The following is a 19,009-nucleotide window of genomic DNA, read 5'->3' as shown; positions in this document are numbered from 1 at the left end:
TCGGTACAGGCAACCAATAACCTTTACCCCTTGCGCGGACTCAGTATCAGCAAGGTAATCACCCCCGCCACGATCCCCCAAAACGCAGAACCGATCGAAAACAGCGTCAGCCCCGAGGCCGTCACCATGAAGGTGATCAGCGCCGCCTCACGCTCCCGCGCCTCGCTCATCGCCACGGTCAACCCGTTCATGATCGAGCCGAACAGCGCCAGCGCCGCAATCGATAGCACCAGCTCCTTTGGTAGCGCCGCGAACAGCGCCGCCAAGGTCGCGCCGAACACCCCGGCGATACCATAGAAGATTCCGCACCAGACCGCCGCGGTATAGCGCTTGGCCGGGTCTTCATGGGCGTGCGGGCCGGTGCAGATCGCCGCGCTGATGGCCGCCAGGTTGACCCCGTGCGAACCGAAGGGGGCCAGCAGCAGCGAGGCGAAGCCGGTCGCCGAGATCAGCGGTGAGGCCGGCACCTGGTAGCCGTCGGCGCGCAGCACGGCAACTCCGGGCATGTTCTGCGAAGTCATCGCCACCACGAACAGCGGGATGCCAATGCTGATGGTCGCTGCCAACGAGAAGCTCGGCGTGGTCCAGACCGGTTTTGCCACCTCCAGGTTGAAGTGGCTGAAGTCCAGCAGCCCCAGGATGCCGGACAGCGTCGTGCCGACCACCAGCGCGGCCAGCACGCAATAGCGCGGCGACAGGCGCTTGACCAACAGGTAGCTGAAGAACATGCCCAGTACCAACAGGGTGCGATGCTGGGCGGCGACGAAGATTTCGCTGCCGATCTTGAACAGGATCCCAGCCAGCAAGGCCGACGCCAGCGACGCCGGAATACGCCGCACCAGGCGCTCGAAACTGCCGGTCAAGCCGCAGATCAGCACCAGCACGGCGCAGGTAATGTACGCGCCTATGGCTTCGCCATAGCTGACACCGCCAAGGCTGGTGATCAGCAACGCTGCGCCCGGCGTCGACCAGGCCACGGTGATCGGGGTGCGATAGCGCAGCGACAGGCCGATGCTGCACACCGCCATGCCGATCGACAGGGCCCATATCCACGAGGAAATCTGCGCGGTGGTCAACCCGGCGGCCTGGCCAGCCTGGAACATCAGCACCAGGGAGCTGGTATAGCCGGTCAGCATGGCGATGAAACCGGCGACCACCGCCGATGGGGCGCTGTCCGCCAGTGGGCGCAGACGCGTGGAAGTGGCGTCGGTCATGAGGCATTCCTTGTTCATGTAAGCAGTTTTTTCAGACTAACGCGGGCGAATCGGAAGCTTGCCATACAGCAGTCATTGCATTTAGCCGTACAGTCCCCAACTATTGGGCGCTGACCTGCAACTGCACAGGAGGGGAGGGGCGATGTACAAGGTTTATGGGGATTACCAGTCGGGCAACTGCTACAAGATCAAGTTGATGCTGAATCTTCTGGGGCGTCCCTATGAGTGGCACTCGGTCGACATTCTCAAAGGCGAGACCGAGACCCCCGAGTTCCTGGCCAGAAACCCCAATGGCAAGGTGCCGGTGCTGGAGCTCGAAGACGGTACCTGCCTGTGGGAGTCCAACGCGATCCTCAACTTCCTCGCCGACGGCAGCGAGTTCCTGCCGACCGAGCCGCGCTTGCGCACCCAGGTGCTGCAATGGCAGTTCTTCGAGCAGTACAGCCACGAGCCTTACATTGCCGTGGCGCGTTTCATCCAGTTCTACCTGGGATTGCCGGATGAGCGCCTCGAGGAGTACCGCAAGTTGCACAAGGGCGGCTACAAGGCGCTCAAGGTGATGGAGCGCCAGTTGCAGATGACGCCTTACCTGGTGGGCGAGCAGTACTCGATCGCCGATGTGGCGTTGTATGCCTACACCCACGTGGCGCAGCAGGGTGGCTTCGACCTGGCCGAGTATCCGGCGGTGAGGGCGTGGCTTGAGCGGGTTGCCAGCCATCCGCGGCATGTGCCGATGGTGGATTGATCGGCTTGGCAGCGGCGCAGTCCTTGTGACTGCGCCAGGCTCAGACCGACCCGAAGCGCTTTTCCAGATAGCCAATGATGTCCTTGGACTCATACATCCAGGTCACCTTGCCGTCCTCTTCGAGACGCAGGCACGGCACCTTTACCCGGCCGCCGCCTTCCTGCAGTGCCTGACGGTGTTGCGGGTCGTTCTTCGCATCGCGCAGTGCCACCGGCACGTTGAGGCGGTGGAGGGCGCGGCGGGTCTTGACGCAGAACGGGCATGCGTGGAACTGGTACAGCGCCAGCCCCTTGGCCTGCTGCTCGACCTGGGCCTGGGCGGCGGCGTCGCGCTTGCGCTTGGCCGGGCGGCTGATCCAGTCGCCGAACACGATGAGCTGGCCGAGGCCGACCCGCAGGGCTTTGACGATCATGGGCAACTCCTGATCTGTGGTGCACAACGGAAAATAAAAAGCCGACCCCGAGGGGTCGGCTTCGCGCAGAGTCCGATCACTTGATCAGACTGAGGAATTCACTGCGGGTGGCGGCGTTCTCGCGGAACTCGCCAAGCATCACCGAAGTGATCATGCTCGAGTTCTGTTTCTCGACGCCGCGCATCATCATGCACATGTGCTTGGCTTCGATGACCACCGCAACGCCTGCGGCGCCGGTAACCTTCTCCACGGCCTCGGCGATCTGGCGGCTGAGGTTTTCCTGAATCTGCAGGCGACGTGCGTACATGTCGACGATCCGTGCCACCTTGGACAACCCCAGCACCTTGCCCTTGGGCAGGTAGGCCACATGGGCCTTGCCGATGAACGGCAGCATGTGGTGTTCGCACATCGAATAGAGCTCGATGTCCCGGACCAGCACCATCTCGCTGTTGTCCGAAGTGAACAGCGCGCCGTTGGTGACTTCTTCCAGGGTTTGTTCATAACCGCGGCAAAGGTACTTCATGGCCTTTGCGGCCCGCTTGGGCGTGTCGAGCAGGCCCTCACGGGAGACGTCCTCGCCGATCTGGCTGAGGATCTCGGTGTAGTTCTGTTCCAGGGACATGGATCTACCTGTGGGAAAAAACGCAAAAACGAAGGTTACGGCGGCAAACGCGGCGCTGCAAGCGTGATGTCATTCGTCGCGACCGTCGAGCATGGTCCGCTTGAGCATCACGTACAAGGCGCCGGTGCCGCCATGACGGGCCTGGCAAGAGACGAAACCGAGCACCTGCGGGTGCTGGCGCAGCCAGGTGTTGACGTGGCTCTTGATCATCGGGCGCTTGCCGTCGATGCGCGCAGCCTTGCCATGGGTGACCCGCACGCAGCGCACTTCCAGCTTGGTGGCTTCGGCGATGAAGTCCCAGAGCGTTTCGCGCGCGCGTTCAACGGTCATGCCGTGCAGGTCGAGGCTGCCCTCGAAGGCGATCTGGCCGAGCTTGAGCTTGCGGATCTGGCTTTCCTGCACGCCGTCGCGGCGCCACATCAGTTCGTCTTCGGCGCCAACGTCGATGACAAACTGGTCCGACATGCCATCGACCACCAGCGGCTGGTCGCTGCGCACGGTAGCGGCCTGGCGCAGGCCGGCCAGCTGCTTGCGGTCGGCCTTGGGCTTGCCGACTTCGGCGCGGTCGTGTGCGATGGGCTTGACGCCACGCACCTCGCTGCGGAAGAGGGAAAAGTCGTCGTCTTGCATGTGTGCCTCCACGTGGGCGGCGTATTCTACGCGAACGGCCCCGCCTCGTCAGCAGCGCTCCGGTCAACGCTCAATCATGCTTTTTCATCAAGTGCGGCGACAGGTTCAGCTCTCGCCCTCGGCGCAGGCGAATGCGGCTGCGCCGCCAGAAGCGCACCCCCAGGTACAGCATCAGCAACCCGATCACCGTGAGGATGGCCGACAAGGGGCGATTGGCATTGAGTTCGGCCAGGGCCTGGTAGTTGCCCAGCAGTCCGGCGAAACCGGCCATGGCCAGGAGGATGCCCAGGGTGGCGAGCAGGGCGGACAGGCCGGCAGCCAGGCGCGCGCCCCAGTTGCCCGGCTCGCGCGGGCGCAGGCGCTTGGCATCGAAACTGCCTTTGAGCTTCATTCCGTGTTCCTCTGTAGGTATCCGGAATCAGACCTGTGCTCGCCCGTCGGGTTCCGCCCGGCTGCCGGGCGGTTGCGCGATCAGATCAGGCTGGCGGTCGGGGCGACACAGGCAAAGTTGTCGGCCATCACGGCCATCTCGCACTGGTGGATCTGCGCGGCCGGAATGACCGTATCCTTGAACGCCAGGTCACGGGTGGCCGAGGCGTCTTCCACCAGGGTGCAGCGATAACCATAGTCCTTGGCACGGCGCACCGTGGTACTGACACTGGAGTGGCTCATGAAACCGCAGACGATCAGGTCCAGGTGGCCGAGCTGCTGCAGCGTCTCGTGTAGCTTGGTGTTCTTGAAGGCGTTGGGCATGCGCTTTTCGATGACGATTTCGTCGCCTTGCGGCTCGAGGCCCGGAATGAATTCGCCGGCCGCACCCTGCGGGTCGAAGCGGCCACCGACGGTGCCGAGGTGGCGGACATGGATGATCGGGCGGCCGGCCTTGCGGGCAGCCTCGAGCAACTTGGCAATGTTCGCCACGGCCTCGTCCATGCCCGACAGCGCCAGTGGACCGCTCAGGTACTCCTTTTGCGCGTCGATGACGATCAGGCTGGCTTGGCTCAGCCTGGCCGGCGGGTAATCGCGGCCGGTGAGGCGGAACATCGTGGTTGGAACGGACATCAAGGGCTCCTTGGAAGGGCTTTTATCGCCCTATTCTCCCTTGCCTCGGCGCCAATGTGAATGGTTGACAACGCAGACGGCATGGTTACTGGCCTGTGGCTATCCGAACGGGAACCGGTGGAACATTTCAGCCGGGGGGCTGTTAGACTTTCGCACAGTCTGAAAAGGAGTACTCCGTGATCACATCCCGCCTGCGCACCCTGCGCGACCACATCCGCTGGGCGGTCAGCCGCTTCCATGAGCACGAGCTGTTCTTCGGTCATGGCGCCGACAACGCCTGGGACGAGGCCCGCCTCTTGGTGCTCGGTGCCGTGCATTTGCCCTGGGAGGTGGCCGACAGCTACCTGGACTGCCAGTTGGAGGATGACGAACGGGTGCGTCTGCAGCACTTGCTCAAGCGACGTATCGAGGAGCGGGTACCGACCGCCTACCTGCTGGGCGAGGCGTGGTTCTGCGGGATGTCGTTCATCGTCGACGAGCGGGTACTGATACCACGTTCCCCGATCGGCGAACTGATCGAGAAGCGCTTCGAACCGTGGCTGGCCAGCGAGCCGGCGCGGATCCTCGACCTGTGCACCGGCTCCGGCTGCATCGGAATCGTTGCCGCCGATGTGTTCCAGGAGGCCGAAGTGGTACTGGCCGACCTGTCCTTCGACGCGCTCGAAGTGGCCAATCAGAATATCGAGCGCCACGGCCTCGACCAGCGTGTATTCACCGTGCAGGGCGATGGTTTTGCCGGGCTCCCGGGCCAGCGTTTCGACCTGATCCTGTCCAATCCGCCCTATGTCGACGCCGAGGATTTCGCCGACATGCCCACCGAGTACCACCACGAGCCCGAGCTCGGCCTGGCCTGCGGCAACGACGGTCTGGACCTGGTGCGACGCATGCTTGCCGAGGCCGCTGATCACCTGACCGAGAAGGGCTTGTTGATTGTCGAGGTGGGCAACAGCCAGGTCCATGTCGAAGCCCTCTACCCGGAGGTGGACTTCGCCTGGCTGGACTTCGAGCGCGGTGGCCACGGCGTGTTCATGCTGACGGCGCAGCAGTGCCGGGACCACCAGGAGTTGTTTGCTTCGCGGGTATGAGGCTTCGGTCGCGGGGCATGCCCCCGCGATCGGGCGTCAGCGAGTGGCAATCCAGATCAGCAGGCCGGCCTGGAACACCGCAAAGGCGACCAGGCAGGTGATGGTGAAGCGCAGGCCGCTGTCCTCGCGGCGGTACTTGGCCACACGCTCGTCGCGCTCGCGCAGTTGCGCTTCCTTCTCCTGCAGTTTCTGCTCTGCCTGTTGCAGCATGGTCGCCGCTTCGAGCATGTCGACGCGCTGCACCTTCTCGTTGCTCCAGGCGCTCTTGAGCTGGCCGACCGCCGTTTCGACGGTTCGGGCCTTGAGCATCTGGCCGTCGGCATACTCCACCTCCAGCCCTACGCTGCGCAGCACGTGGTCGCGACGCAGGCGCGAGTCTTCGTTGAGGGCATCCTTGCTGGGCAGGGCCATGCCCTCGACCTGGTAGTGCGACCATTTGCGCTGCAGCCATTGCACGGCCTGGGCCAGCACGTAGCGGCCAAGGCCGCGGTTGAGTGGCTCCAGTTGCAGGCCGGCGTCGTCGCCGATGCGCACGACTCGCTGTTCATGGTCGACCCGCACGTCGAGGCGGTTCTGCTCCTTGCGTACCTTCTGGCCTGGCAGCAGGATTTCCATGCGCAGCAGGCTGTTGGCCTTGTCGTGGCGCTCGGCATAGCCGAACTGCACGAAACGCAGCGGTCGCGCGCCGCTGTTGCGGTCGGTGGGCAGCGGCGCCAGGCGCAGCAATTGAAAGTGCTCAGCGGCCAGGTCCGCCCAGGGCAGCGGCGCGCTCTCTGGGGGTTGTTCTTCGATCGCCTCGGCGGCGGGTGCATCGGTCATCAGGGCAATCCTCAAGTGCACGGGCCGGGTGATGCCATGCTTGTGCGCGCAACGCTTGCTGCACGATAAGGCTCTTTGGCATCACCGCCTCTTGCCATGCATTATCGGCAGCACCGGGCAAGACCTGAGGGGTAAAAGTGTCAGGCGGACTGCAAGCGGTGGATGAAGGCGACGATCCGCTCGCCCAGCTCGTGGGCCAGGGGCAGGTCAGGATTGCTGTAACTGTCGCGCTGCTCGCTCATCGCTCGCGGGCTGATGCGCAGCATATGGTTCATGCCATCGATCAGCACCAGCTCGGCGTCCGGTTTGGCGGCTTTCAGGCGCTCGGCGTCGTCGACCTCGACCTGCACATCGTTGCGGCCCTGGACGATCAGAGCCGGTACCTGCAAGCGCGAGAAGGCCTTGGCCGGGTCCTGGCGGAACAGTGAGATCAGGTAGGGCTGCACCGTCGGTCGAAACACTTCGCGCAAGGGCGTGGGCACATCCAGGCTGGTCTGGCCAGCCTGCAGGCGGTCGAGCAGGCTGTTGCCGCGGGCCAGTTGCGCCGGCGACAGGCGCTGGGCCAGTTGTTCACGCAGCACATCGGCAATGGGGCGGCCGCTGCCGGCGAGTGTGATCACCGCGCTGGCGCCGGCTTGATTGGCGGCGAGGCTGGCGATCAGCGCGCCTTCGCTGTGGCCGATCAGGATCACCGGACCGAAGCGTGGATCGGCTTGCAGCTTGTGCGCCCATGCCACGACATCGGCGACATAACCTTCGACGCTCAGGTCGCGTTCGTCGGGCGCCGCCGGCTGGCTGGCGGCGACCCCGCGCTTGTCGTAGCGCACGCTGGCGATGTGCTCGTTGGCGAGCAGTTGGGCCAGGCGCTTGAGGTTGTCGATGCGCCCGGATGCCGGGTTGTTGCCGTCGCGGTCGGTGGGCCCGGAGCCGGCGATGATCAGCGCCACCGGCGGCGGTGTGTCCTGCAGCGGCAACAGCAGGCTGCCGCGCAGCACGCCATGGCCGGTGTCGAGGTCGATGGGATGCTTGAGCACGGTAGGGGCGGCGGCCTGGGCCAGGCTTGTGAACAACAGCAGGAGCAGGGCGACGATGCGCATCTTCGGATACTGCATGGGGAGATGTTCGATTTGACCTGGGGGGCGAACGAAGGTTCTCGCGATTTTTTTCGCAAAGCTGCGGCTTTCCGTATACTGGCGGCCACTTTCAAGTTCAGGCTGATTTTCGCGGAGCGTCCATGTCCGGCAATACCTACGGCAAGCTGTTCACCGTCACCACCGCAGGCGAAAGCCATGGCCCCGCGCTGGTCGCCATCGTCGACGGCTGCCCGCCGGGCCTGGAAATTTCGCTGGCCGACCTGCAGCACGACCTGGATCGTCGCAAGCCCGGTACCAGTCGGCACACCACCCAGCGTCAGGAAGCCGACGAAGTCGAAATCCTCTCCGGGGTGTTCGAAGGTCGTACCACCGGTTGCTCGATTGGCCTGCTGATCCGCAACACCGACCAGAAGTCCAAGGACTACTCGGCCATCAAGGACCTGTTCCGCCCGGCCCACGCCGACTACACCTACCACCACAAGTACGGCATCCGTGATTACCGCGGCGGTGGCCGCAGCTCGGCGCGAGAAACCGCCATGCGCGTGGCGGCTGGTGCCATCGCCAAGAAGTTCCTGGCCACCCAGGGCATTCGCGTGCGCGGCTACATGAGCCAGTTGGGCCCGATCGAAATCCCCTTCAAGACCTGGGACAGCGTCGAGCAGAATGCCTTCTTCAGCCCCGACCCGGACAAAGTCCCTGAGCTTGAGGCCTACATGGATCAACTGCGGCGTGACCAGGATTCGGTCGGCGCGAAGATCACCGTGGTCGCCGAGGGCGTGATGCCGGGCCTGGGCGAACCGATCTTCGACCGCCTCGACGCCGAACTGGCCCACGCGCTGATGAGCATCAACGCGGTCAAGGGCGTGGAGATCGGTGCCGGGTTCGCCAGCATCGCCCAGCGCGGCAGCGAGCACCGCGACGAGCTCACGCCAGAAGGCTTCCTCAGCAATAACGCCGGCGGCATTCTCGGGGGTATTTCGTCGGGTCAGCCGATCGTTGCCCACTTGGCACTCAAGCCAACCTCAAGCATCACCGTGCCGGGCCGCTCGATCGACGTTAATGGGGACCCGGTCGACGTCGTCACCAAGGGGCGCCATGACCCGTGCGTGGGCATTCGCGCCACGCCGATCGCCGAGGCGATGATGGCCATCGTGCTGATGGACCACCTGCTGCGCCACCGTGCGCAGAATGCCGAGGTGAAGGTCAACACCCCGGTGCTGGGCCAGCTCTGATCTAGCCAGGCCCGGCCTCTTCGCGGAGCATTGCCCGCGAAGAGGTCGGTACAGGTCCCCACAAGGCCGATCCATGCAGCCCATCCCTTACTGGCGTCTGTCCAGCTTCTACCTCTGCTACTTCGCCTTGCTCGGTGCCACTGCACCCTTCCTGGCCCTGTACTTCGACCACCTTGGCTTTTCCCCGGCACGCATCGGCGAGCTGGTGGCGATCCCCATGCTCATGCGCTGCATCGCCCCCAACCTGTGGGGCTGGCTGGGTGACCGCAGCGGTCGGCGCCTGCTGATCGTGCGCCTGGGGGCGCTGTGTACGCTGGCGACCTTTTCCTTGATCTTCTTCGCCAAGAGCTACGCCTGGCTGGCGCTGGTCATGGCCTTGCACGCGTTCTTCTGGCATGCGGTGCTGCCGCAGTTCGAAGTGATCACACTGGCGCATCTGCATGGGCAGACCTCGCGCTACAGCCAGGTCCGGCTATGGGGCTCGATCGGTTTTATCCTCACCGTGGTCGGGTTGGGGCGGTTGTTCGAATGGTTGAGCCTGGATATCTACCCGCTGGCGATGGTCAGCATCATGGCTGGCATCGTCATCGCCAGCCTGTGGGTGCCCAATGCCCAACCGGTCGAGCACGCCGAGCGGCGCGGGGCAGAGGGCTTTCTCAAGCAACTGGCGGCTCCGGGCGTGCTGGCGTTCTATATCTGCGTGGCGCTGATGCAGCTCAGCCACGGCCCGTACTACACCTTCCTCACCTTGCACCTGGAACACCTGGGCTACAGCCGCGGCGCCATTGGCCTGCTCTGGGCGCTCGGGGTGGTCGCCGAGGTGCTGATGTTCATGCTGATGAGCCGGATCTTTGCGCGCTTCCCGGTGCGCAGCGTGTTGCTGGCGAGCTTCTTGCTGGCCTCGTTGCGCTGGCTGCTGCTGGGCAGCCTTGCCGATATGCCGGCGGTGCTGATCCTTGCCCAGTTGCTGCACGCAGCCACCTTCGGCTGCTTCCACGCGGCCTCCATCGCCTTCGTCCAGTCCAGCTTTGGCGCTCGCCAGCAGGGGCAGGGCCAGGCGCTGTATGCGGCGCTGTCCGGCACCGGTGGCGCGCTGGGTGCGCTTTATTCGGGCTACAGCTGGAAACTGCTCGGCCCGCAGTTCACCTTTGGTATGGCCAGCGTCGCAGCGCTGGCTGCAGCCGTTATCATTGCCCTTCGTTCGCAACAGACCAGGAACAGCCCCTGATGAGCATTCTCAGCGTTTTTCATTCCAGCAGCCCGCAGCTGGCGAACAAGGTGCTGACCCACCATGAAGACATTGCCGCCACCCTGGCCGAGCAGGGCGTGCAATTTGCACGGCACGACCACGGCCTGCGCATTCGCCCAGGCAGCGCCGAGGCCCAGGTGCGCGAAGAGGCCGGTGGCCTGATCGACATGCTGATGACCACGCACGGTTGCCAGACCCTGATGCTGCTGAACCGAGACGGCGATCAGCCGACCGAGGTCGACCTGCGTGATGAGCACGTGCATGACGCCGTCGAGGTATTCGCGATGGTGAGCGGGCGAGGCCAAGTCAGCCTGCGTCTGGGTGAGCAGGTATTTGCGCTACTGTGCGAGAAAGGCGATGTGCTGGTAGTGCCTGCGCAGACTCGACGCTGGATCGATCTGGGTGATACACCGTTTTGCCTGGCCTTGCGCTTGTTTGGCAACGAGCAGGGCATCCGCATGACCGGCGACGAGCAGGCACGACAGTTTGCAGGGATGAGCGAGCTGTAATAGATCGCGGGGCAATCCTCTTCCCACAGAATCCCTTCGTGGAAGGAGGATTGCCCCGCGAAACGGGCGGCACTGTCAACGATAGGTCGGCAGGGCGAAACGTTGCTGGCTTTGCAGCATGGAAATAACAGGCAGTTCGCTGGCTTGCTCGGCCAGGTCGCGGCGAATGGCACTGATGGCCCAGGACAGTTGCTCGGCGCTGTGCAGTTGCGCATAGGAAAGCACACGACGAGTCACGGTGCCGTCGGCGGCGCGCAGGGTCAGCAGGATGCCGCCGTCCGGACGGGACTTGGTGTCGACCTGATAGGCTGGGAAGACCGAAACGAATTTTTCCTGGATGAGGTCCATATCAACTCCTGACGTGTAGGTTGGCAGACGTGAGTTGATGGTTGCAGTGACCGTGCCAGGCTTTTAAATAAAATAATTTCCTTTAAAAACAATAAGTTAGGTTGTTTTTTGGAATTGATTGCCGTGCATTGTGCATGGTCGTGCATTTTGCACAGTGCATTTTGCAAGGTCATAGAGCCTGCCTCTCGGTCCCATAGAATCTGAACCTTTGCTGCCCGGCGATGGCCTGACACAAAATTGGGCCAACACACTTGCCAGGAGGTTCCAGATGTCCGACCAACAGCCCACCGCGATGACCGAAGAAGAATCCGCCGCCTTCGCTGAAGAAGTATTCGAGCGCGCCCGCCGAGGCGATGCCGCCATGCTCGAGCGCCTGCTTGACGGTGGCTTGCCGGCTAACCTGCGCAATCACAAGGGCGACACCTTGCTGATGCTGGCGAGCTATCACGGTCATCACGAGGCGGTGAAGGTGCTGCTGGCCCATGGCGCAGACCCCTTGATCGCCAACGACAATGGCCAATTACCGATTGCCGGTGCTGCCTTCAAGGGCGACCTGGCGATGATCCGGCTGTTCATCGAGCACGGGGTGCCGGTGGACGCGGCAGCCGTCGATGGCCGCACGGCATTGATGCTGGCAGCGATGTTCAACCGCAGCGAAATCCTCGACTATCTCCTGGCCCAAGGCGCCGACCCGACCCGCCAGGATGCGCGTGGCGCTACCGCGCTGGTCGCGGCGCAGACCATGGGTGCCAGCGAAGCGGCCGCTCGCCTGCAGGCGCTGGTCGGCTGACACCTCGGGGGGTATCCTTGGCGCCTTTTTCGCCATTCGCCAAGCAGGGCCCCCCATGAAGAACCAGTTGCTCGAATTCATCAGCCTCATCGGCGCCGGTTGCCTGCGCGAGGCGGACATCGAGCGTATCGCCGACGAGGCCGCCCAGGCCTACGCCGACCCTGCCGCTTTTCTTGCGGCCAATCCCGACATCAACTACGACGACAGTTTCCCGATCCCGCTGGGCGAATGGGTGGTGCTCGGCAGTCTGCCGGACACCGTGGTGTTCCAGGCCGACAGCTACCAGGACCTGTTCCAGGCGATCAGCGATTCGTTCGACAAGAGCGTGCCCTTCACCCTCAAGCCCAAGCAACTGGCGCGCACCGAGCCGCTGACCGCGCTCAACCGCATCCAGGTGCAGATGGGTGCACTGAACAAGGAAGCGGGCGGCTATGTGCTGCTGAACTTCAGCCAGTTGCTCGATGACGAGCTGCAGATGGTGATGGTCGGTCAGCAGGACCTGGCGCGCGTGCTGGAGCTGGGCGCCGAGTTGGGCATCAAGGTGGAGCCGGCGTTGGAGGCCTTGAAGGTCGCGGTGCACGTCTGACGCGGCGATTGCCTGTTGCAGGGGCGGCGAGCGCCGCCCTCATGGGGTTCCCGCAGATCAGCCCAGCGCAGTATCCAAAAACATCATCACCGCAAAGCCGCCCATCAGGCCCAGCGTTGCCGAGGTCTGGTGGCCGTTGCGGTGAGTTTCCGGAATCACCTCGTGCGACACCACGAAGATCATCGCGCCCGCTGCCAGGCCCATGCTGATCGGGTAGGCGAGGGCGAAGCCAGTAGAGATGCCCAGGCCGATCACTGCCCCAAGCGGCTCCATCAGGCCAGAGCCGATCGCCACCAGCGCGGCCTTGAAGTTCGACAACCCTGTGGCGCGGAGGGCCATGGCCACGGCCAGGCCTTCGGGAATGTCCTGGATCGAGATGGCGCTGGTCAGCGGCAGGCCGATGCTCATGTCACCGTTGGTGAAACTCACGCCGATGGCCATGCCCTCGGGCAGGTTGTGCAGGGTAATGGCGAGCACGAACAGCCACACCCGGCTGATTCGTTCGGCGTCGGGCCCACAAGGGCCTGTGCTCTCGTGCTCGTGCGGGGTGAATCGGTCCAGGCCGAGCATCAGCAACACCCCCAGGCCCATACCCAGCACGACGACGCCCGCAGCGGCGGGGCCGTTGCCGGTGATTTCCCGTGCCGCATCCAGCCCCGGCAGGATCAGCGAGAACGAACTGGCGGCGAGCATCATGCCGGCAGCAAAACCCAGCATCACATCCTGGCTGCGAGCACTGACATCGCGCAGCACAACGGCCAGCACCGCGCCCAAGGCCGTGGCGGCAAAGCCCGAAAGCCCACCCAGCGCCGCCAGGTGCAGGTTCTGTGAGTGATCGCCGTTGACGGCATTCCACAGGCTGGCCAGCAGCAGGAGTACGATCGCCAGCAGGCTCAGCCCAAGGCCTGCACTGAGCCAGGGGGTACTCAGCGCTTGCTGGCGCCAGGCATCGATGAGAGAAGGGGTGGCGGCGCTGTGGCTGTGGGCGGGTGGCATGGGAACCTCGAAAGCGATGGATGACAGCAGTTTATCCAGTGACCTGCGAGCCCGGCCAAGGATTCCCTTCTATCGCGCCGATAGCAGGCTATGCTCAGCCACAGGAATGTTCACGCAGGAGTTGCAGCATGGGGTCTACTTTCAACAGCCTGGTCGGGCTGGTCATTCTTGCCCTGGATATCTGGGCGATCATCAACGTGCTGAAAAGCGGCAGCGAGACAGGGATCAAGATCCTGTGGATTCTGCTCATCCTGCTGTTGCCGGTGCTGGGCCTGATCATCTGGGCAATTGCCGGTCCGCGGGGCAACGTGCGCCTCTGACCGTTCATCGTGACAAAATTTTCACACGGTATTAACCAAACTCCGCGCCGCACATTTAATGTATGGGCCCTTGCCGGCGATTGTCCGGCACAGGACTGCGAGGCTGCGTCCAGCGCCTTTCCCAACCCCGAAATCCTAGGATCTTCCCATTCATGGCTAACACGGATGCCTTGAAGCAACGGGCCGCGTCGGCACCGTTCTCGCCGACCCTCAAATCGCACCTCGCCTACACCTTGCTCAGCGGATTGCTGATCATGCTGATGCTCAGCCTGGTGCGCCTGGCGCTGCTGATCTACAACAGCGACATGATCGGTGACACCCCGTACTCCACGGTGGCCGAAGGCTTCCTCAACGGCCTGCGCTTCGACCTGCGGGTGGTGGTGTACCTGAGCATCCCGCTACTGCTGGCCCTTAACAGCCCCTGGGCCATGGCGCGGCGCGGCTTTTTCCGTTTCTGGTTGACCGTCAGCTCCAGCATCGTGATGTTCCTTGGCCTGATGGAACTGGATTTCTACCGTGAATTCCACCAGCGTCTGAACGGCCTGGTCTTCCAGTACATCCAGGAAGACCCCAAGACCGTCATGAGCATGCTCTGGTACGGTTTCCCGGTGGTTCGCTACCTGCTGGCGTGGCTGTTCGGCACCTGGCTGCTGAGCCTGCTGTTCAAGGGCATCGACCGCCTGACTCGCGGTGGCCAGGGCAGCGGCCATATCGCCGCTCAGCGCCGTGTCGCACCCTGGTACGGCCGCCTGGCGGTGTTCATGGTCATCCTGCTGGTGGCAGTGGTCGCCGCCCGTGGCACCCTGCGCCAGGGCCCACCCATGCGCTGGGGTGACGCCTTCACCACCGACTCCAACTTCGTCAACCAGCTGGGCCTGAACGGCACCTTGACGTTGATCGACGCTGCCAAGAGCCGTTTCGGCGAAGACCGCGCCAATATCTGGAAGCCGGTACTGGAAACCGGAGTCGCCCAACAAAGCGTGCGTGACCTGCTGCTGACCCCCAACGACACGCTGGTCGATGCCGACCAGGCGGCCATCCGCCGCGACTTCGTGCCGCCGGCCGGCAACACCTTGCCGATCAAGAACGTGGTAGTGATCCTCATGGAGAGCTTCGCCGGTCACTCGGTGGGCGCCCTGGGCAGCCCGAACAACATCACCCCGTACTTCGACAAGCTGGCCAAGGAAGGGCTGTTGTTCGATCGCTTCTTCTCCAACGGCACCCACACTCACCAGGGCATGTTCGCCACCATGGCGTGCTTCCCCAACCTGCCGGGCTTCGAGTACCTGATGCAGACTCCCGAGGGCGGGCACAAGCTCTCGGGCCTGCCGGCGCTGCTCAGCGCCCGTGACTACGACGATGTCTACGTCTACAACGGCGACTTCGCCTGGGACAACCAGTCCGGGTTCTTCGGCAACCAGGGCATGACCACCTTCATCGGCCGCAACGACTTCGTCAATCCGGTGTTCTCCGACCCGACCTGGGGCGTTTCGGACCAGGACATGTTCGACCGTGCCAACCAGGAGCTGGCCCACAACTACGGCAAGAAACCGTTCTACGCCTTGCTGCAGACACTCTCCAACCACACCCCCTACGCCTTGCCCAAGGACCTGCCGGTGGAGAAGGTCACAGGGCAGGGCCGCCTGGACGAGCACCTGACCGCGATGCGTTACTCCGACTGGGCGTTGGGCCAGTTCTTCGAGAAGGCGCGCAAGGAGCCCTACTTCAAGGAGACCCTGTTCGTGATCGTCGGCGACCATGGTTTTGGCAACCACCAGCAGGTGACCGAGCTGGATCTGGGGCGTTTCAATGTGCCGCTGCTGCTTATCGCACCGGGTATCCAGGACAAGTTCGGTGCGGTCAACCACACCGTCGGCACCCAGGTCGATATCGTGCCGACCATCATGGGCCGCCTGGGTGGCGACACCCGTCACCAGTGCTGGGGCCGTGATCTGCTGAACCTGCCTGCCGGTGACCAGGGCGTGGGCATGATCAAGCCATCGGGCAGCGAGCAGATCGTTGGCCTGGTGCAGGGTGATCACATCCTCATCGAGTCCAAGGACATGACGCCGCGGATGTATCGCTACCAGCTGGGGCGTGAGTTCAAGGCCGAGTTGATCGAGAGCCCGGATCAGCCTGAGATGCTCAAGAAGCTCGAGGCCTATATCCAGACCGCGACCAAGAGCCTGCTGGACAACACCGCCGGCGTGGTTCACGGCAAGCCTGAGTAACGCTTGCCTGTATGAAAAGCCCGCCGATGATGGCGGGCTTTTTCATTTGCGACATTCGTCATCGCTTGCTGAAGAAATCTTCATCTCCATCCCTCAGCCACTCTGAACATCAGCCTTTGTGTATGGTCAGCTAAGTACGGATATCGCTCACCGTTGTGCTTCCAAGAGGGTCGATCAATGAAAGAGTGGGAAATCATCTTTGCTGATCAGAAAGGTGTAACGCAGTACCTGCTGCTCAAAAGCGAGCATCTGCCCAGTGAAGAGGATGCGGCGCGGGCCATCCGCTCCAAGCTGTTTCCGCTCATGGATGAACTGGACCTCAACGATTTCCAGGACCGAAAACCGTCCCCTACCGCGCTGTGGCTCAAGGAGCAGAACGGCGTGATCATCACCACCATCCACGAAGCGCCCTGAACGGGGCACCTGGCAAGGTGCCGTCATCCGCACTAAGCTGGACAGAGGCGTCGGTCTTCTGCGGATCTACGCCGTTTTCATTCGCGTCTTGCATCAGCTCGAACTGCCAGGCCCCTTGCGGGCTGCCGGCAGGTGCGTAGTGCACGGAAAGTCTATCCCTTGGGTTTTTCAGGAGGACGTTTCATGAGCAGCCAGAACGAAGACATCAGCAGCAGCGTGCTTCGCCAGATGAAAGCGGGTGGTTTCGATTTCACCCAGATCCATCCCATCGAGTTCTATGCCACTTTTCCAGACGAAGTCGGGGCACGCCGGGCCGCGGGGCAATTCCGCGGAGAGTCGATCAATGCCCAGGTACACGAGCGCGATGACGGCGCCTGGCACCTGGAACTGAGCAAGGTCATGTACGCCACCTACCGAGGGATCGGGGCTTTCGAGGAGGCCTTCGAGGCGGTGATTTCGCCGCTGGGAGGCGAGGTCGAGGGTTGGGGCGTCAAACAGGAAAGACTCATCGCCTGACGCGTTCGGGGCTGCGCTGCGGCCCCGCGCATTCTTCTCAAGGTCGCCGCTTGGCCATGTGCCCGAGGTAGGCGATCAGCGCATCAAGCTCCTGCTCGCTCAACACATCCTTCGAGAACCCCGGCATGCGTGCCTGCGGCCACTGCCTGAGGCTCTGCGGGTCGCGAATGTACAGGCGCAGGTAACTCGGCTGGAAGTACTCGGTGGGGTTGTGCGGCAGGTTCAGGTCCGGCCCGAACTGGGCATCCCCCGCACCGTTGAGGCGATGACAGGCCAGGCAGTTCTGCTGGAACAATGCAAAACCCTGGCGTACCGGGTCTTGCGCGGGAAGCTCGGGCGCAGGCAGCAAGGCAGGAAAGCGCTCGGCGACCGGCGCCAGGCGACGGATACTGGCGATCTGGTAGGGCCATTGTTCGGGGCGTATGCCGCTTGCCTGCGGGTCGGTCCAGACCAGGTAGAACGGACCGGCGCCGGGCTTGTCCTGTGCCAGCGCTGGCCATGGCTGGCGCGGATCTTCCACGGCCACCCAGGCCCGTGCCGGGCCTTCCTGCAGCAGCTGCGCAGCGGGCATCTCCGCGGCAAAGCCATCCAGTGCCACCGCTTGCAGGTGATCGCTGGGCTTCACCCCTTCGAGCAAGGCTGCCAGCGGCACCGCACGGTAATGCATGGGGCGTTTGTAGGCGACGTCCTGGGGGATGTCGATCGCACGCGCCTGCGGGTGCTCGAGCAATTGCTCGGACTGCCATTGGCGTTGACCGTTGCCCAGCTCCAGTGTCAATTGCGCAGCCGCCAGTGGCAGGCTGACCAACAGCAACAGCAAACTCAGGCAATGGCGCATGAGCGATCTCCAACCCGGACAGGTCGGCAGATTACCCTTGCGCAGCGTGCGAATGCCACCGCTGCCTTCAGCCGAACAAGCGTGTCAGGTTCGGCAGGATCAGCAGCAACGTGGTGGCGAAGAGTATGAGTCCGGCTTGGCGTACTTTCGATTGTCTGAACATGGCGGACCGCCTTCTTGTTGTTATTCCTGAATAGCCTTTGGCTTCCTTGTCTTGCGTCGGGTCGATCACTATGGCGTATGAAACGCAGGCCTTGCGTGCCTCTTGCGTGGATGTCTACCCCAACAGTAGGGCGAACATCGGCCTTGTTTGAGAACCCTTTGTTCTAAGCGTGTCAACAGGCATTTCCGAACGTTATGAGGCCACTGGCCATTTAGCTGGCATGCTCTGACTAGACACATCGAGGATGCTGTACGGGCAGGGCCTGCCAGGTGACCGTTCGTCAGTGCACACCTCTTGCTTGTACGTGTCTTTCGCGTCAGTCTCTACATCAGATTCCATCACATGTCGTTCAGGACTATCCCTATGTCGTTACGCATCTGCATCCTTGAAACCGATGTCCTGCGACCGGAGTTGACCGCGCAGTATCGGGGCTACGGAAGGATGTTCGAGCAGCTGTTCTCGCGTCAGCCGATCGCCGCCGAGTTTCGCGTCTTCAACGTGATGAACGGCGAGTATCCGCCCGAAGGTGAAACCTTCGATGCCTACCTTGTGACCGGCAGCAAGGCCGACTCGTTCGGTACCGATCCCTGGATCCAGACCCTCAAGGCCTACCTGCTCAAGCTTTATGAGCGGGGCGAGAAGCTGCTGGGGGTCTGTTTTGGTCACCAGGTGCTGGCGCTGGTGCTGGGCGGCAAGGCTGAGCGCGCCGATCGCGGCTGGGGGCTGGGTATCCACCGCTACAGCCTGGCGGCCCACGCGCCATGGATGGACCCTGAGGTGACTGAACTGACCCTGCTGATCAGCCATCAGGACCAGGTGACCGCGTTGCCTGAAGGCGCAACCCTGATCGCCTCCAGCGATTTCTGCCCGAATGCGGCCTATCACGTGGGTGACCAGGTACTGTGCTTCCAGGGGCATCCGGAGTTTGTCCACGACTATTCCCGTGCGCTGCTCGATGCGCGCCAGGACGTTCTGGGGGATGAGGTGTATCACAAGGCGGTGGCGAGCCTGGCCACCGAGCACCAGGGCGATCTGGTGGGCGAATGGATGCTGCGGTTCGTCCAGCAACCGCGCAAGGGCAAGCAGAGCGCGGCCTGAGCCTGCCACTGCGTCGTTCTTTTCGCGGGCTTGTAT

Annotated in this window: 23 protein-coding genes; 12 read left to right on the top strand and 11 right to left on the bottom strand. The window is 63.2% G+C overall.

Going from position 1 to position 19,009, the window contains the following annotated elements:
• Positions 1-23: 23 nt before the first annotated feature.
• Positions 24-1,214 carry a benzoate/H(+) symporter BenE family transporter gene (locus APH44_RS07110; RefSeq protein ID WP_054891995.1) on the bottom strand — a complete coding sequence of 397 codons (1,191 nt, stop codon included), beginning with the start codon at positions 1,212-1,214 and terminating at the stop codon, positions 24-26.
• Positions 1,215-1,356: 142 nt separating this feature from the next.
• Here APH44_RS07110 and APH44_RS07105 point away from each other — a divergent pair, with 142 nt between their 5' ends.
• Positions 1,357-1,959, top strand: a complete 603-nt coding sequence (locus tag APH44_RS07105) for a glutathione S-transferase family protein (protein ID WP_054891994.1) — start codon at positions 1,357-1,359, stop codon at positions 1,957-1,959.
• 40 nt (positions 1,960-1,999) lie between these two features.
• Here the strand turns inward: APH44_RS07105 and APH44_RS07100 are convergent, their stop codons facing one another.
• The 5 genes from APH44_RS07100 to APH44_RS07080 all read right to left on the bottom strand — a co-directional run bounded on the left by APH44_RS07100 (position 2,000) and on the right by APH44_RS07080 (position 4,685).
• Positions 2,000-2,371, bottom strand: a complete 372-nt coding sequence (locus APH44_RS07100; protein WP_054891993.1) for a glutaredoxin — start codon at positions 2,369-2,371, stop codon at positions 2,000-2,002.
• Positions 2,372-2,447: 76 nt separating this feature from the next.
• Complete coding sequence (folE, locus tag APH44_RS07095) at positions 2,448-2,993, bottom strand: GTP cyclohydrolase I FolE (protein ID WP_054891992.1); 546 nt, start codon at positions 2,991-2,993, stop codon at positions 2,448-2,450.
• Positions 2,994-3,062: 69 nt separating this feature from the next.
• Complete coding sequence (locus tag APH44_RS07090) at positions 3,063-3,623, bottom strand: Smr/MutS family protein (RefSeq protein WP_054891991.1); 561 nt, start codon at positions 3,621-3,623, stop codon at positions 3,063-3,065.
• A 70-nt stretch (positions 3,624-3,693) separates the two neighbouring features.
• Positions 3,694-4,014 (bottom strand): hypothetical protein, encoded by a 321-nt coding sequence (locus APH44_RS07085; RefSeq protein ID WP_054891990.1) that lies wholly within the window; start codon positions 4,012-4,014, stop codon positions 3,694-3,696.
• Positions 4,015-4,094: 80 nt separating this feature from the next.
• Positions 4,095-4,685, bottom strand: a complete 591-nt coding sequence (locus tag APH44_RS07080) for a cysteine hydrolase family protein (protein ID WP_054891989.1) — start codon at positions 4,683-4,685, stop codon at positions 4,095-4,097.
• Positions 4,686-4,861: 176 nt separating this feature from the next.
• Here APH44_RS07080 and prmB point away from each other — a divergent pair, with 176 nt between their 5' ends.
• A complete protein-coding gene (prmB, locus tag APH44_RS07075; protein ID WP_054891988.1) occupies positions 4,862-5,770 on the top strand; it encodes a 50S ribosomal protein L3 N(5)-glutamine methyltransferase in 909 nt (302 codons plus the stop codon).
• 36 nt (positions 5,771-5,806) lie between these two features.
• Here the strand turns inward: prmB and APH44_RS07070 are convergent, their stop codons facing one another.
• The gene (locus APH44_RS07070; protein ID WP_054891987.1) at positions 5,807-6,589 is read right to left on the bottom strand and encodes a hypothetical protein; all 783 of its coding nucleotides are present in this window, start codon (positions 6,587-6,589) and stop codon (positions 5,807-5,809) included.
• Between the two features lie 140 nt (positions 6,590-6,729).
• Positions 6,730-7,701, bottom strand: a complete 972-nt coding sequence (locus APH44_RS07065; RefSeq protein ID WP_256216696.1) for an alpha/beta hydrolase — start codon at positions 7,699-7,701, stop codon at positions 6,730-6,732.
• A 122-nt stretch (positions 7,702-7,823) separates the two neighbouring features.
• Between APH44_RS07065 and aroC the strand changes: the two genes are divergently transcribed.
• The 3 genes from aroC to APH44_RS07050 all read left to right on the top strand — a co-directional run bounded on the left by aroC (position 7,824) and on the right by APH44_RS07050 (position 10,673).
• Positions 7,824-8,915: a chorismate synthase gene (aroC, locus tag APH44_RS07060; protein ID WP_054891986.1), complete on the top strand. Its 1,092-nt coding sequence runs from the start codon at positions 7,824-7,826 to the stop codon at positions 8,913-8,915.
• Between the two features lie 73 nt (positions 8,916-8,988).
• Positions 8,989-10,143 (top strand): MFS transporter, encoded by a 1,155-nt coding sequence (locus APH44_RS07055; RefSeq protein WP_054891985.1) that lies wholly within the window; start codon positions 8,989-8,991, stop codon positions 10,141-10,143.
• Complete coding sequence (locus tag APH44_RS07050) at positions 10,143-10,673, top strand: oxidase (protein ID WP_054891984.1); 531 nt, start codon at positions 10,143-10,145, stop codon at positions 10,671-10,673. Before APH44_RS07055 ends, APH44_RS07050 begins: the two co-directional genes overlap by 1 nt.
• Before the next feature lie 75 nt (positions 10,674-10,748).
• Here APH44_RS07050 and APH44_RS07045 read toward each other — a convergent pair whose 3' ends face one another.
• Positions 10,749-11,021 carry a DUF3509 domain-containing protein gene (locus APH44_RS07045; RefSeq protein WP_054891983.1) on the bottom strand — a complete coding sequence of 91 codons (273 nt, stop codon included), beginning with the start codon at positions 11,019-11,021 and terminating at the stop codon, positions 10,749-10,751.
• A 268-nt stretch (positions 11,022-11,289) separates the two neighbouring features.
• Here APH44_RS07045 and APH44_RS07040 point away from each other — a divergent pair, with 268 nt between their 5' ends.
• Both APH44_RS07040 and APH44_RS07035 read left to right on the top strand, forming a co-directional pair.
• Entirely contained in the window at positions 11,290-11,811 is a 522-nt protein-coding gene (locus tag APH44_RS07040; protein ID WP_054891982.1) for an ankyrin repeat domain-containing protein, read from the top strand.
• A gap of 55 nt (positions 11,812-11,866) precedes the next feature.
• Positions 11,867-12,397, top strand: a complete 531-nt coding sequence (locus tag APH44_RS07035) for a hypothetical protein (RefSeq protein ID WP_054891981.1) — start codon at positions 11,867-11,869, stop codon at positions 12,395-12,397.
• Between the two features lie 57 nt (positions 12,398-12,454).
• Here the strand turns inward: APH44_RS07035 and APH44_RS07030 are convergent, their stop codons facing one another.
• A complete protein-coding gene (locus tag APH44_RS07030; RefSeq protein ID WP_054891980.1) occupies positions 12,455-13,393 on the bottom strand; it encodes a ZIP family metal transporter in 939 nt (312 codons plus the stop codon).
• 128 nt (positions 13,394-13,521) lie between these two features.
• On the opposite strand from APH44_RS07030, the gene APH44_RS07025 reads away from it, so the two are divergent.
• The 4 genes from APH44_RS07025 to APH44_RS07010 all read left to right on the top strand — a co-directional run bounded on the left by APH44_RS07025 (position 13,522) and on the right by APH44_RS07010 (position 16,874).
• Positions 13,522-13,713: a PLDc N-terminal domain-containing protein gene (locus tag APH44_RS07025; protein ID WP_054891979.1), complete on the top strand. Its 192-nt coding sequence runs from the start codon at positions 13,522-13,524 to the stop codon at positions 13,711-13,713.
• A 152-nt stretch (positions 13,714-13,865) separates the two neighbouring features.
• Positions 13,866-15,944 (top strand): LTA synthase family protein, encoded by a 2,079-nt coding sequence (locus APH44_RS07020; RefSeq protein ID WP_054891978.1) that lies wholly within the window; start codon positions 13,866-13,868, stop codon positions 15,942-15,944.
• 177 nt (positions 15,945-16,121) lie between these two features.
• Positions 16,122-16,358, top strand: coding sequence for a hypothetical protein (locus APH44_RS07015; RefSeq protein WP_054891977.1), 237 nt, complete (start codon positions 16,122-16,124; stop codon positions 16,356-16,358).
• Positions 16,359-16,541: 183 nt separating this feature from the next.
• Positions 16,542-16,874 carry a ribonuclease E inhibitor RraB gene (locus APH44_RS07010; protein WP_054891976.1) on the top strand — a complete coding sequence of 111 codons (333 nt, stop codon included), beginning with the start codon at positions 16,542-16,544 and terminating at the stop codon, positions 16,872-16,874.
• Positions 16,875-16,911: 37 nt separating this feature from the next.
• Here APH44_RS07010 and APH44_RS07005 read toward each other — a convergent pair whose 3' ends face one another.
• On the bottom strand, positions 16,912-17,712 hold the full coding sequence (locus APH44_RS07005) for a cytochrome c (protein ID WP_054891975.1): 801 nt from the start codon (positions 17,710-17,712) through the stop codon (positions 16,912-16,914).
• Positions 17,713-18,238: 526 nt separating this feature from the next.
• On the opposite strand from APH44_RS07005, the gene APH44_RS07000 reads away from it, so the two are divergent.
• The gene (locus APH44_RS07000) at positions 18,239-18,973 is read left to right on the top strand and encodes an amidotransferase (protein ID WP_054891974.1); all 735 of its coding nucleotides are present in this window, start codon (positions 18,239-18,241) and stop codon (positions 18,971-18,973) included.
• The last annotated feature ends 36 nt before the right edge of the window (positions 18,974-19,009 follow it).

The organism is Pseudomonas sp. NBRC 111143, from assembly GCF_001320965.1.
Taxonomy (GTDB): Bacteria; Pseudomonadota; Gammaproteobacteria; order Pseudomonadales; family Pseudomonadaceae; genus Aquipseudomonas; species Aquipseudomonas machongensis.
Note: the sequence above shows the minus strand (reverse complement) of the source record. Positions and strands in the feature narration are given on the sequence as shown.